9 protein-coding genes are annotated in these 13,545 nt (G+C 73.9%); 5 read left to right on the top strand and 4 right to left on the bottom strand.

From position 1 onward, the window contains the following. The first annotated feature begins 341 nt into the window (after positions 1-341). Positions 342-1,226 (top strand): LysR family transcriptional regulator, encoded by an 885-nt coding sequence (locus ACLBYB_RS18185; RefSeq protein WP_091677452.1) that lies wholly within the window; start codon positions 342-344, stop codon positions 1,224-1,226. A 42-nt stretch (positions 1,227-1,268) separates the two neighbouring features. Here the strand turns inward: ACLBYB_RS18185 and ACLBYB_RS18180 are convergent, their stop codons facing one another. Together ACLBYB_RS18180 and ACLBYB_RS18175 are read right to left on the bottom strand one after the other, a co-directional pair. Next, on the bottom strand, positions 1,269-1,556 hold the full coding sequence (locus ACLBYB_RS18180; protein WP_020093318.1) for a hypothetical protein: 288 nt from the start codon (positions 1,554-1,556) through the stop codon (positions 1,269-1,271). A 101-nt stretch (positions 1,557-1,657) separates the two neighbouring features. Next, on the bottom strand, positions 1,658-2,092 hold the full coding sequence (locus ACLBYB_RS18175) for a DUF1236 domain-containing protein (protein WP_447699592.1): 435 nt from the start codon (positions 2,090-2,092) through the stop codon (positions 1,658-1,660). Between the two features lie 205 nt (positions 2,093-2,297). Here ACLBYB_RS18175 and ACLBYB_RS18170 point away from each other — a divergent pair, with 205 nt between their 5' ends. Beyond that, positions 2,298-3,986 carry a thiamine pyrophosphate-binding protein gene (locus ACLBYB_RS18170; RefSeq protein ID WP_447699591.1) on the top strand — a complete coding sequence of 563 codons (1,689 nt, stop codon included), beginning with the start codon at positions 2,298-2,300 and terminating at the stop codon, positions 3,984-3,986. Positions 3,987-4,019: 33 nt separating this feature from the next. On the opposite strand, the gene ACLBYB_RS18165 is transcribed toward ACLBYB_RS18170, so the two are convergent. Further along, positions 4,020-5,348, bottom strand: coding sequence for an Nramp family divalent metal transporter (locus ACLBYB_RS18165; protein ID WP_447699590.1), 1,329 nt, complete (start codon positions 5,346-5,348; stop codon positions 4,020-4,022). A 187-nt stretch (positions 5,349-5,535) separates the two neighbouring features. Between ACLBYB_RS18165 and mntR the strand changes: the two genes are divergently transcribed. Next, complete coding sequence (mntR, locus tag ACLBYB_RS18160) at positions 5,536-5,997, top strand: manganese-binding transcriptional regulator MntR (RefSeq protein ID WP_020093314.1); 462 nt, start codon at positions 5,536-5,538, stop codon at positions 5,995-5,997. 56 nt (positions 5,998-6,053) lie between these two features. Here the strand turns inward: mntR and ACLBYB_RS18155 are convergent, their stop codons facing one another. After that, positions 6,054-7,250 (bottom strand): zinc-binding metallopeptidase family protein, encoded by a 1,197-nt coding sequence (locus ACLBYB_RS18155; protein ID WP_026604947.1) that lies wholly within the window; start codon positions 7,248-7,250, stop codon positions 6,054-6,056. 197 nt (positions 7,251-7,447) lie between these two features. Here ACLBYB_RS18155 and ACLBYB_RS18150 point away from each other — a divergent pair, with 197 nt between their 5' ends. Together ACLBYB_RS18150 and ACLBYB_RS18145 are read left to right on the top strand one after the other, a co-directional pair. Continuing rightward, entirely contained in the window at positions 7,448-10,738 is a 3,291-nt protein-coding gene (locus ACLBYB_RS18150) for a transglutaminase family protein (RefSeq protein WP_447699589.1), read from the top strand. 157 nt (positions 10,739-10,895) lie between these two features. Beyond that, positions 10,896-13,433 (top strand): circularly permuted type 2 ATP-grasp protein, encoded by a 2,538-nt coding sequence (locus ACLBYB_RS18145; RefSeq protein ID WP_447699588.1) that lies wholly within the window; start codon positions 10,896-10,898, stop codon positions 13,431-13,433. Positions 13,434-13,545 lie beyond the last annotated feature (112 nt).

The following is a 13,545-nucleotide window of genomic DNA, read 5'->3' as shown; positions in this document are numbered from 1 at the left end:
CGAGCAGCATTGAAGGATGCGGCATTAACGGGTGGTAAATCTTCGCTCTGGGCTATATTTGGAAGTTTTATTTTAATCAGGGGCGTAGTGCGCGTGAATTCCTGTCCTCGTCTGTCGGAGACAGGTGAGGCCGCGGCGATCGACGGGCGGAGAGCCGGCCTCATCCGCTCCGGGGCGCCTGAAGGATCGGCGCGTCTGTAACGGGGATCGCCGCGGCCGCCGCGGCCCGGCTCCGGGACGAAGGGTTGACGCGGCCGCGCGGCCCCCCGACGGGGACCGGGACGGGTCCCAGGCGGCCCGGAGCGCGCCGGCCGGACGGCGCGGCGGGAGGCGCCTTCGCGATGATGCGGTTCGATCTCGTCGATCTCGGCCTGTTCCGGCACGTGGTCGAGGCCGGCTCGATCACCCACGGGGCCGCGCGGGCGAACCTCGCCCTGGCGGCCGCCTCGACGCGGATCCGGCTGATGGAGGAATCCCTCGGCGCCGCCCTGCTGACCCGGGGCCGGCAGGGCGTCAGCCCGACCCCGGCCGGGCGCGCGCTCCTCGTCCATGCCCGGGAGGTCCTGGCCGGGGTGGAGCGCCTGCGCGAGGAGATGGCGGCCTTCTCGGGGAGCGCCTTCGGGCAGATCCGGGTGCTGGCCAACACCAACGCGCTCACCGAATTCCTGCCGGAGGCGCTCTCGGCCTTCCTGGCCGATCACCCCGGGATCGGCGTCGAGATCGACGAGCGCACCTCCGAGGAGATCGTCGGGCTGGTGGCCGAGGGGGCGGCCGATCTCGGCATCCTGTCCGGCACGGTGGATACCGGCTCGCTGCAGACCTTCCCGTTCCGGGAGGACCGGTTCGTGCTGGTGGCGGCCCGGGACCATCCCCTGGCCGCGCGCGGGACGATCCCGTTCGCCGAGGTGCTCGGCCACGACCTCGTCGGCCTCGACCGGCGCAGCGCCATCAGCCGCTTCCTCGTCGCCCAGGCGGTGCGCGAGGGGCGGCCGATGCGCCTGCGTGTCCAACTCCGGGACTTCGACGCTGTCTGCCGTCTCGTCGAGGCGCGGGTCGGGCTGGCGATCCTGCCCGAGAGCGCCGCCGCCCGCGCCGCGCAGGGCCTCGCCCTCGCGGTGGTGCCCCTCGCCGACGCCTGGGCGCGGCGCGACCTGACCCTGTGCCTGCGCGACCTCGACGGGTTGCCGCCGTTCATCCGGGCCTTCGTGGCGGAGCTGCGCGCCTGAGCGGAACCCGCCCCGCCGCGGACGGGCCCGCGCGCGGCGGCGTCAGCGCCACCGCTCGTCCGTGCAGGCCAGCAGGTAGACGACGTGCATGCAGCGCGCCTGGGCGGCCTGCGAGGGCGCGTCGCCCATGCAGGCGCGCATCCCGACGGAGAGCAGGTCGCGATCGACGTCCTGATTGCGCGCGCAGGTGAAGATCGGCTGGAAACCCTCGAACCGGCTCACCTGCCAGAAGATGACCATGACCGCGAGCAGGCAGAAGGTGCAGACCAGGATCCGGCTGTCGTAGAACCAGTGCCGCCGTCCGGCATCCGCGGCGTCGCGCGCGCTCATCCCGTCACCAGGCCCGTTACCGGGAGCGCCGCCCGGATCCCCACCCTTCTCGGCATCGGCTCCCCCTCTCCCTCGCGCCGGATCCCCGGCCGCCCAGGCCGTCAGTCGATCACCTCCACGATCCGGCGCGACCGCGGGTCGACGAGGACCGGGTGGTCGTTGACGATCGTGTAGCTGTAATCCGGCAGGGCGAACTCCCGCGGGACATCGTAGTACACGATGCCGTCCTCCGGGAGCACCGTGCCGACCCGCACGGGTCCCGCGAGCGCGATGGAGGGGCGGCGCTCGCCGCGGGCGTAGATGCGGAACCGCTCCCGCCGGTCGACGCCGAGGATGCCGTTGGCGGTGCCCACGGCCGCACCGATCGCGCCGCCGACGATCGCCCCGAGGGGACCCGCCATCTCCTCGCCGCGCGAGGCGCCCTCCTGGGCCCCGCGCTCGAGCCCCTGCGCCCGCGCGTCCGCGGCGAGGCCCAGGAGGGCTGTCGGGGGAGCCACCAGGGTGGCGAGGAGCGCGAGGGGCGCCGCGATCCGCATGATGTGTCGTCCTGGTCGGTGGCGTGGATCGGCGGGCCTGCGCCCGGGGGCGCGGGCGCGTCCCGGCCGGAGGCTACGCCGAAAAGGCTGCCGATCGGTTGCCGGTCAGTTGCCGCCCGGCGCGGGGCGGCGCGGGGCGGCGCCGGCATTGCCCCGGTCCGCCCATGGGGTAGCCTCCGGCTGATTCCGTCGGAGAGGACAGGGCATGCCGATCGAGACCGTGGAGACCGCCGGCCGCCGCCGGGGCGCCGACCTCCTGGTGGAGGTGCTGCGCTCGGAGGGCGTGCGCTACATCTTCGGCAATCCCGGCACCACCGAGTTGCCGCTCATCGACGCGCTCACCGAGGCGCCGGACATCGCCTACATCCTCGCCCTGCAGGAGGCGACCGCCGTGGCGATGGCGGACGGCTACGCGCAGGGCGCCCGCCGGCCCGCCTTCCTCAACCTGCACACGGCGGGCGGCCTCGGCCACGCCATGGGCGGGCTGGTGAATTCCCAGGTCTCCGGCACGCCGCTGGTGGTCACCGCCGGGCAGCAGGATCTCCGCCACGCCCTGACCGACCCGCTGCTGATGGGCGACCTCGTCGCCATCGCCGACCCGGTGATGAAGTGGGCCCGCGAGGTGACGAGCCCGGACCAGATCCCGATCCTGCTGCGCCGGGCCTTCCACGACGCGGGGGCCGCCCCCTCCGGGCCGGTCTTCCTGTCCCTGCCCATGGACGTGATGGAGGCGCTGTCGGCGGTGCCGGCCGGCGAGACCTCGACCATCGACCAGCGGGCCGTGGCGGGTTCCCTCGACCGCCTCGCGGAGAAGCTCGCCGCCATCGCGCCGGGCCGCCTCGCGCTGATCGCGGGCGACGAGATCGACGCCTCGGACGCCTCGGCGCAGATGGTGGCGCTCGCCGACCTGCTGGCGGCGCCGGTCTACGGCTCGTCCTGGCCGGCCCACATCCCCTTCCCCACCGCGCACCCGCTCTGGGCCGGGAACCTGCCGACCCGGGCCGACGCCATCGCCGAGATCCTCGGGCGCTACGACGCGGTGTTCGCGCTCGGCGGCAAGTCGCTGATCACCGTGCTCTACTCGGAGGTCTCGGCGGTGCCGCCGGGGGTGCAGGTGTTCCAGCTCTCGGCGGACGTGCGCGACCTCGGGCGCACCTACGCCACCTGCCTGTCGACGGTGGGCGACATCCGCGCCTCCCTCGACGCCCTGCTGCCGCTGCTCGCGCCCCGCCTCGCCGACCGGGCCGACGCCTTCGCGGGCCTGCGCGCCCAGGCGGTGACCGCCCGGGCCGAGCGCCGGGCGAAGCTCGCCGCCGCCGCCGACGCGGCCTTCGAGGATCCGGTGATCGCGCCGCTGGTCGCCGCCCGGGAGGTCGCCCGCGCGGTCGGGGCCGAGACCACCATCGTGGACGAGGCGCCCGCGACGCTCACCCATCTGCGCACCTTCCTCGACAGCCCCTCCGCGCACCAGTACGCGGCGATGCGCGGCGGCGTGCTCGGCTGGGGCATGCCGGCCGCGGTGGGTTTCTCTTTGGGACTTGATCGTGCGCCTGTCGTTTGTGTCGTGGGCGACGGCGCCGCGCTATACTCGCCGCAGGCCCTGTGGACCGCCGCGCACGAGAAGCTGCCGGTCACCTTCGTGGTGATCAACAACGCCGAGTACAACATCCTCAAGACCTTCATGAAGGGCCAGGCGCACTACGCCTCGGTGCGCGCCAACCGCTTCATCGCCATGGACCTCACCGACCCGCGGATCGACTTCCCGGCGCTGGCCGCCTCGATGGGCGTGCCCGCCCGGCGGGTGACCCGGGCGGCCGACATCGCCCCGGCGATCGAGGCCGGGATCCGCTCGGGGGGCGCCAACCTCGTGGAGGTGGTGGTGCGGGCGACCTGAGCGGGGCCGTCGTCAGGGCTGCCGGCGGGGCTCTCACTCCAGCCCCGGCACCGGCACCCCGAAGGCGACCGCCAGCAGCACCATGTTGAGGGCCAGCACCAGGGCGGCCCCCGCCACGGCCGCGGCCTGGGTGATGGGCCCGTTGGCGAAGGGGCCCATCACGCTGCGGCGCCGGGTGAACACCACCAGGGCCACCATCGGCACCGGCAGGGCGAGCGACAGCACCACCTGCGACAGGACCAGCGCCTGCGTCGGGTCGACGCCGATCGCCACCACCGCGAAGGCCGGCAGCATGGTCACGAGCCGGCGGACGAGGAGCGGGATGCGCCAGCCGGTGAAGCCCTGCATCACCAATTGCCCGGCGAGCGTGCCCACCACCGAGGAGGAGATCCCGGAGGCGAGCAGCGACACCAGGAAGGCCGCCCCCGCGGCGGGCCCGAGGAGCGGCGTCAGGGTGCGGTAGGCCTCGCCGATCTCCGCCACCTCGCTGTGGCCGACGTGGAAGGCCGCCGCCGCCATGATCACCATCGCCATGTTGACGAGGCCCGCCAGCAGCAGCGCCACCACCACCTCGCGGTTCGAGTAGCGGACCAGCAGGCGCCGGTCGGCCTCGGTGCGGGGATTGCCCCGGCCCTGGGTCAGGCCCGAATGCAGGAACAGCGCGTGCGGCATCACGGTGGCGCCGATGATCCCGACCGCGATGGTGAGCGCCTGCGCGTCCGGGATCCGTGGGGTGACGAGGCCCTTGGCGGCCTCGCCCCAGGCCACGGGCGCGATCAGGAGCTCGACCGCGTAGCAGAGGCCGATCGTGCCGACCATCGCGCCGATGGCGATCTCCAGCGGCCGGAAGCCCTCGTGCTCCAGGAGCAGGATCGCGTAGGTGACCACCGCGGTGATCGCCATGCCGGCCATGAGCGGCATGCCGGTGAGCAGCGACAGGCCGATCGCGCCGCCGAGGAACTCCGCGAGGTCGGTCGCCATGGCGGCGACCTCGCTGATGCCCCACAGGGCGAGGCGCACCGGCCGCGTCGTCGCGTCCCGGCAGTGCTCGGCGAGGTTCTTGCCCGTCACGATGCCGAGCTTGGCCGACAGGGCCTGGAACAGCATCGCCGTCAGGTTGGCAAGCAGCACCACCCAGAGCAGGCCGTAGCCGTAGCGGGCGCCGGCCTGGATGTTGGTCGCGAAATTGCCGGGGTCCATGTAGGCGATCGACGCCGTCACGGCGGGGCCGGCGAACAGCAGGAACCGGGCCCGGCCGCCGGGACGGCCGTCGAGGACGTCGCGGATCGCGCCCTCGGTCCGCCGGCTCATCGCCCCGGGCGCGGCGCGCCCGGGGGCCGTCGCGGCGTTCGGCGCCACCATGCTCGAACCCTCTCCTCAAAGATATAGCGGAGGCTATATTCAGGGTTCGCGGCCAGGATTCAAGGGGTTGGATTCAAGGGGCCGGCAGCGGCCGCCGGTATCGGCCCCGCGGGACTCCCCTCAAGGTGGCGGTGTTTGCTAGACAGGGGTCGGGGCGGCCCGCGCGGACCGCGGTGGGGGAGAGCCGATGCAGGAACCGTCCGAGCCGGGCTCGCCCGAGACCGCGCTGGTCGATCCCGAGCGCCACGTGGAGAGCTTCCGCCAGGCCCGCGAGGCCCGGCGCTCGGAACTCGTGGAGGATTACGTCGAGCTGATCGACGACCTGATCGGCGACGGCGGCGAGGCGCGGCAGGTGGACATCGCGGCCCGGCTCGGCGTGGCGCAGCCGACCGTCGCCAAGATGCTGAAGCGCCTGTGCGAGGACGGGTTCGTCCAGCAGCGGCCCTATCGCGGCGTGTTCCTGACCGAGGCCGGCCGCCGGCTCGCCGCCCAGGCCCGGGAGCGCCACCGCATCGTCGAGCGCTTCCTGTGCGCGCTGGGCGTGAGCCCCGAGACCGCGCGGCGGGACGCCGAGGGGATCGAGCACCACGTCAGCGCCGAGACGCTCGCGGCGTTCCGCGCCTTCGCGGAGCGGCACGGGGGGGCGTGAGGCGCTCCTCCGACCGTCATCGCGTCGAGACGGCGTGTCTGCCGCGACCACCACCCTCACGCCGTCGGCGCCGCCACCTTCTGGCGCAGGCCCAGGATCACCGCGCGGAGCATCTCGGCGCCCGCCGCGCCGGCATCCGGCAGGGTGCCGGTGCGGGAGGCGTAGACCCGCTCGTGCACGAAGGCGAGCTTGGCGATCACCGCGGGTGTCAGCTTGAACGGGTAGAGCGCCGGCTGGCCCATGCTGTGGGACAGCGAGTTGATCGCGTAGGTGAGCGGCAGCCACGCGGCGATCAGCCGGTCGAGGTCGGCCGTGTTGTACGGGTCGAAGTCGATCACGGTCGGTGCCTGCGGCCCGGAAGGCCCCCGCTGGCGCAGGCGCGGGCGCACGTGCAGCTCGAAGGTCGAGGCGGTCTCCACCGTGTCGACGATGTGCAGGTAGTGCGCGAAGGTCTCGGCGAAATCCTCCCACGGATGGGCCGTGGCGTAGGCCGAGACGTAGGCCTCGTCCCAGTCGGCGGGGGCGCCCCTCGCGTAGTGGTCCTGCAGCGCCTGGACGTAGTCGCGGCGCTCATCGCCGAACAGCGCCCGGAAGGCGTCCCAGTCGGGGCTGTTCAGCACCAGCAGGTACCAGAAGTAATGCCCGATCTCGTGCCGGAAATGGCCGAGCAGCGTGCGGTAATGCTCTCCGAACAGGATCCGGCGGCGCTCCCGCTCGACGTCGTCGGCCTCGGCGATGTTCATGGTGATCAGGCCGTTGATGTGGCCCGTCAGCACCGGCGGCCCGCCGGAGACGCTCTCGGAAGGGTCGACCAGGAAGTCGAAGGCCAGCCCGTCCGTGTACTGGGCGCGGGTGGCGAGCGGCAGTTCCAGGCGCAGCAGCGAGTAGAACAGCCGGTGCTTGGCCGCCTCGATCTGGCGCCAGCGGGCGAGGTTCCAGGGCTGCGACAGGTCCGGCACCACGCGGTTGTGGCGGCAGGCGGTGCAGTAGATGTCGGGGCTGTCCTCCGGCACCAGCCAGTTGCAGGCCTGCGCGAGGGCGTTGTTGCACAGCCGGTAGCGCCGGCCGGGATCCGCGTAGGCGTGGAAGATCTGCGCGCCGCCCATCAGCGGGTGGGCCGAGAGCCCCTGCGGCTCCAGCGCCGAGACCTCGTGGACCGCGCAGGCGTAGCCCAGCGGCCGCGCGCAGCTCTCGCAGGCGGTCGCCTCGAAGGTGACCGGCTGGTCGCAGGCCTGGCACTGGAAGATCTTCATCGCGCGGTCCCGGGCCGGCGGCCGGCCCACCTGCCGGTCAAGCGGGGCCGGGCGGCAAAGTTCCTGCCAGCGCCCCGGACGGACGGGCGACGCACGGAAATTGCTTGTTGCGCGATCCGTGTCGCATAACCGTGCGGTGGGCGCCGGCGCCAGGGACCGGCAGCGCGACCGCGTTCGATCCTTCCGACGGAGCCATCGTGTCGATCAGAGCCGCCCTGCACCACGTCACGCATTACCGCTACGACCGGCCGATCAGCCTGGGGCCCCAGGTGATCCGCCTGCGCCCGGCCCCCCACGCCCGTACCAAGGTCCCGGCCTACGCGCTCACGGTGACGCCCGCCAACCACTTCCTGAACTGGCAGCAGGATCCGAGCGGCAACTGGCTCGCCCGCCTGGTCTTCCCCGAGAAGACCGACGAGCTGAGGATCGAGGTCGACCTCACGGCCGACATGGCGGTGATCAACCCGTTCGACTTCTTCGTGGAGGACTACGTCCAGGTCCGGCCCTTCGCGTACGACCCCGCCCTCGCCGGGGAGCTGGCCCCGTATCTCACGCCCGTCGACGCGGATTGTCCCGAGATGGAGGCGCTGCTGGCCCGTCTCCCGGAGGAGACCAGCACGGTCCAGTTCCTGGTGGCGCTGAACGGCCTGATCGCCCGGGAGACCGCCTACGGCGTCCGCATGGAGCCGGGCGTGCAGACCCCCGCCGAGACCCTGCGGCTGAAGAGCGGCTCCTGCCGCGACTCGGCGTGGCTGCTCGTGCAGGTGCTGCGCCGGATCGGCCTCGCCGCCCGGTTCGTCTCCGGCTACCTGATCCAGCTCGTGCCCGACACGACCGCGGTCGACGGGCCGACCGGCGCGTCGGCGGACTTCACCGACCTGCACGCCTGGGCCGAGGTCTACCTGCCGGGCGCCGGCTGGGTCGGCATGGACGCCACGTCGGGCCTGCTCACCGGCGAGGGCCACATCCCGCTCGCCGCGACGCCGCACTACCACTCCGCCGCGCCGATCTCGGGGGCGATGGAGCCGGCCGAGACCGAGTTCGACTTCGCGATGACGATCACCCGCGTCGCCGAGACGCCGCGGATCACCAAGCCGTTCTCGGAGGACGTCTGGGCCGCCATGGACGCGCTGGGCGAGCGGGTCGACGCCGACCTCGCCGCGCAGGACGTGCGGCTGACCATGGGCGGCGAGCCGACCTTCGTGTCGGTGGACGATTTCGAATCGCCCGAGTGGAACATCGCGGCCGTCGGCCCGACCAAGCGCGGGCTCGCCGACCAGCTGATCCGGCGCCTGCGCGACCGGTTCGGCCCGGGGGGGCTGCTCCATTACGGTCAGGGCAAGTGGTATCCCGGCGAGAGCCTGCCCCGCTGGGCCTTCGCGCTCTACTGGCGCAAGGACGGCAAGCCGATCTGGCGCGACCCGGACCTGATCGCGCCGGAGGTGGCCGCCGGGGAGGCGGGGCACGCCACCATCGCGCAGGCCGAGGCGCTCGCCGACGCGCTGGCCCGCCGCCTCGGCCTCGCCGACTACGTCTTCCCGGCCTTCGAGGACGGGGAGCTCTGGGAGCGGAAGACCGCGGAGCTGCCGGTCAACGTCACGCCGGGCGACGCCAAGTCGGGCTCGGTGGAGTTCGACGCCCGGATCAGGCGGGTCTACGCGCGGGGCCTCGGGGAGGCGGCGGGCTACGTCCTGCCGCTGGCGAGCCTGCCCACCGGCAAGGGCGGCGAGGCCGACCGCGTCTGGATCTCGGAGACGTGGGACTTCCGGCGCGGCGCCGCCTTCCTGGTCCCGGGCGACTCGCCCGTGGGCTTCCGCCTGCCGCTGTCGTCCCTGCCCTACGTGCCGCCGGAGCACTATCCCTATTACCAGCCGCAGGACCCGCTGGAGCCCCGCGCCGCCCTCCCCGACGGGCACCCCGAGGGCCATCCCGGCGCCGCTGTGGTCAACGGCGCCGGCATCACCGGCGTGGCGGTGCGCACGGCCCTGTCGTTCGAGCCCCGGGACGGGGTGGTGCGGGTGTTCATGCCGCCGGTGCAGCGCGCCGACGAGTATCTGGAGCTCGCCGGCCACCTGGAGGCGGCCGCCGCCGCGCTGAAGCTGCCGATCCACCTCGAGGGCTACGAGCCGCCCTACGACCCGCGGATCGGCGTCATCAAGGTGACGCCCGATCCCGGCGTGATCGAGGTGAACGTCCACCCGGCCGCCTCGTGGCGGGAGGCGGTCGCCATCACCACCGACCTCTACGCCGAGGCCCGCCAGACCCGGCTCGGCGCGGAGAAATTCATGACCGACGGGCGCCATACCGGCACCGGCGGCGGCAACCACGTGGTCATGGGCGGCGTCACGCCGGACGATTCCCCGTTCCTGCGCCGGCCGGACCTGCTCAAGAGCCTCGTGCTCTACTGGCAGCGCCACCCGTCGCTCTCGTACCTGTTCTCGGGCCTCTATATCGGGCCCACGAGCCAGGCGCCGCGCATGGACGAGGCCCGCCACGACGGGCTCTACGAGCTGGAGATCGCGCTCGCCCAGGTGCCGGCCCCGGACGCGCCCAACATCCCGCGCTGGCTCGTCGACCGGATCTTCCGCAACATCCTCGTCGACGTCACCGGCAACACCCACCGGGCCGAGATCTGCATCGACAAGCTCTACTCGCCGGACGGGCCGACCGGGCGCCTCGGCCTCCTGGAGTTCCGCGCCTTCGAGATGCCGCCGGACGCGCGGATGAGCCTCGCGCAGCAGCTCCTGCTCCGCGCCCTCGTGGCGTGGCTGTGGCGCGAGCCGCAGACCGGCGGCTGTGTCCGCTGGGGCACGAACCTCCACGATCGGTTCATGCTGCCGCATTTCCTCTGGTCCGACTTCCTCGCGGTGCTGGAGGATCTCCGGGCGGCGGGGTACGATTTCGATCCGGTCGCCTTCGAGGCGCAGGCCCTGTTCCGGTTCCCGGTCTTCGGCACGGTCGAGCAGGGCGGGGTCCGGATGGAACTCCGCCAGGCGCTGGAGCCCTGGCACGTGATGGGCGAGGAAGGGACCAGCGGGGGCACCGTGCGCTTCGTGGACAGCTCGGTCGAGCGGCTGCAGGTCAGGGTCGAGGGCTTCGTGCCCGAGCGGCACGTCATCGCCTGCAACGGCCGCCGCCTGCCCATGACCTCCACCGGCCGCGGCGGCGAGGCCGTGGCGGGCCTGCGCTTCAAGGCGTGGCAGCCGGCCTCCTCCCTGCACCCGACGATCCCCGCGCACTCGCCGCTGACCTTCGACATCCTCGACGCCTGGAGCGGGCGCTCCCTCGGCGGCTGCCGCTACCACGTCGCCCATCCGGGCGGGCGCAACTACGAGACCCACCCGGTCAATGCCTACGAGGCGGAGGGGCGGCGCCTCGCCCGGTTCCAGCCGAACGGCCACACGCCCGGCCGGCTGGAGATGCCCCGCCCGGAATCGAGCGCCGAGTTCCCGCTGACCCTCGACCTGCGGACGCCGGCCTCGCAATGACCCGCGATGTTCGGACATCCGGGGCGGACACCGGCGCGGGCGGCAGAGCGCGACGCGCCCCCGCTCCCGTGCGGGAGAGGGACCCGCGCTCCGCTCTGCGGCCGCGACGTCGTCCACGCTGCGTGGATCCGCGAGCCGCGATGACCCGGGATCCGTGATGGAGGCGGCGCTCGCGGGCAGCCGCGGCCGGGCCGAGCGGCCGGAGGGCGCGCGCGAGCGCGTCGCCCGCTGGAGCGCGGGCTACCGCCCCGCCCCCGGCCGGCCGGACGAGTTCCTGGGCCCCGACGGCGCGCCCCGCGGGGCGTGGCCGCGCCTGCTCGACCGTCTCGGCGGCCTCACCGAGCCGGAGATCATGGCCCGGTTCGTCGCGGCGGAGCGGCACATCCGGGACGCGGGCATCTCGTTCCGCATCGCCGGCGACCAGCGCGAGCACCCCTGGCCGCTGGGCTGCCTGCCCCTGGTGATCGAGGGGCCGGAATGGGCGGCGCTCAGCGCCGGCATCGTCCAGCGCGCGGAGCTGATGGAGGCGATCCTCACCGACGCCTACGGCGAGGGCCGGCTGGTCGCCGAGGGGCTCCTCCCCGCCGCGATCGTGGCCGGCACGCCCGAGTTCCTGCACCCGCTCCACGGGGTCGCGCCCCCCGGCGGCCACTACCTCAAGCTCTACGCGGCCGATCTCGGCCGGGGACCGGACGGGCGCTGGCAGGTGCTCGCCGACCGGACCCAGGCGCCCTCGGGCCTCGGCTGGGCGCTGGAGAACCGCATGGTCCTGGCCCGGACCTTCCCGGACTTCTTCCAGGACCTCCACGTCGAGCGCCTGCCGGCCTTCTTCCAGGCGTTCCGCGACGGGCTGGCGCTGGGGGCGGAGCGCGCCGACCCGCGGATCTGCCTGCTGACCTCCGGCCCCTACAGCAGCACCTACGTCGAGCAGGCGGCGCTCGCCCGCTACCTCGGCCTGATGCTGGTGGAGGGCGACGACCTCGTCATGCGCGACGGGCGCCTGCACGTGCGCACCGTCTCGGGCCTGAAGCGGGCCGACGCCCTGTGGCGGCGGATCGACGCCGACTTCCTCGACCCCCTGGAGCTGAACCCGGCCTCGCGCCTCGGCGTGCCCGGCATCCTCGACGCCCTGCGCAACGGCTCCCTGGTGATGGCCAACATGCCGGGCGCGGGGCTCGTCGAGTCGGCCGCCCTCGCCCCCTACCTCGACGGCATCGCCCGGCGCGTCCTCGGCGAGCCCCTGCGGCTCGGCCATCCGCGCACGTGGTGGTGCGGCGACCTCGAGGGCCTGGCGCACGCGCGGGCCAACCTCGACAGCCTGACCCTGCGCCCGGCCGCCACGCCCCAGCGCGGGGCGGGGCGCGACGCGATCCTGGCCGGCCCGGTCCTGGCAGCCGAGCGCGAGCGGGTCGTGGCGGCCCTGCGCGACCGGCCCTTCGACTACGTCGCCCAGGAGGCGGCGCCGCTCTCGACGATGCCGGGCTGGGAGCGCGGCCCGGACGGCCTGTTCCTGACGCCCCGCCCCTTCGTGGTCCGCGTCTTCGCCGCGCGGACGCCCCTCGGCTGGCAGGTCATGCCCGGCGGCTTCTGCCGGGTCTCGGAGCGCGAGGACGTCGACCCGATCGAGCTGCGGCTCGGCATCCGCTCCGCCGACGTCTGGGTCCTGTCCGAGGAGCCGGTCGCCGCGCCCCTGATCGGCACGCAGGCGGCGCCGCGGGTGCGGCGGGTCGGCGGGCACCTCCCCGCCCGGGCCGCCGACGGCCTGTTCTGGCTCGGCCGCTACCTGGAGCGCGGCGAGGCGGTGATCCGGCTGGTGCTCGCCCACCTGCGCAGCGTCGGCGACGCCGTCGGGACCGACATCTCGGGCGCCCTCGACACGCCGGCGGCCCTGGCGCTCCGGGCGCTGCTGCACGAGTGGGGCGCCATCGCGGCCGCCGACCTGCCGACCGCCCGCCTCGCCCAGGAGGCGCTGGCCGGGCGCGACCGGCCGGGCTCGGCCCGGTCCCACGTCATCGCGGCCCGCCGCAACGCCGCCGCGCTCCGCGCCCGCCTGTCGGGCGAGGCGTGGCGGGTGCTCGCCGACCTGAACGAGTTCCTGTCCCTCAACACCGAGCGGGCCTTCACCGAGTCGCAGCTCGCGGGCCGGGCCGAGCGGGCCCTGAGCCAGCTCGCGGCGCTCGCCGGCCTCACCCACGAGAACATGAGCCGCGCCGAGGGCTGGCACTTCATCGAGCTCGGGCGGCGGATCGAGCGGGCGATCAACACCGGCGCCTTCGCGCTGGCCTTCGCCAACGACGAGGCGACCCCCGGCTGCCTCGGGGTGATGCTGTCCCTGTGCGATTCGCAGATCAGCTACGGGCGGCGCTACCTGCAGGGGGCGGCCCTCGACCCCGTGCGCGACATGGTGCTGCTCGACCCCTACAACCCGCGCTCGATCGCCTTCCAGGCGGAGGCGATCACCCGGCACCTCGCCGACCTGCCGGCGCTCGCCGCGGACGGGATCCCCGAGCCCCATTGCCGCCTCGCGACGCGGATCCTGGCGGAGTTGCGCAGCGGCGAGGCCGCGGATTTCGACGCCGTGCGCCTGACCGCGCTCGCGACCGACCTCGAGCGCCTCGCCGACGGCATCGCGGCCCGCTACTTCCCCACCGGGCCGAACGCGCTGCGCCCCGAGAAGCTGACGGGGCTGGCTTGATGCTGTGTGTCCTTGACGCTGCCGCCTCAAGGACGATCCGCAGCACGGGCTGCGGCGCGCCTTCGCGCTTGCCGGCGACCGCAGGCGACGGACGTCGCGATGGGCGGTGGCC

This window comes from Methylobacterium sp. D54C (assembly GCF_053345595.1).
Note: the sequence above shows the minus strand (reverse complement) of the source record. Positions and strands in the feature narration are given on the sequence as shown.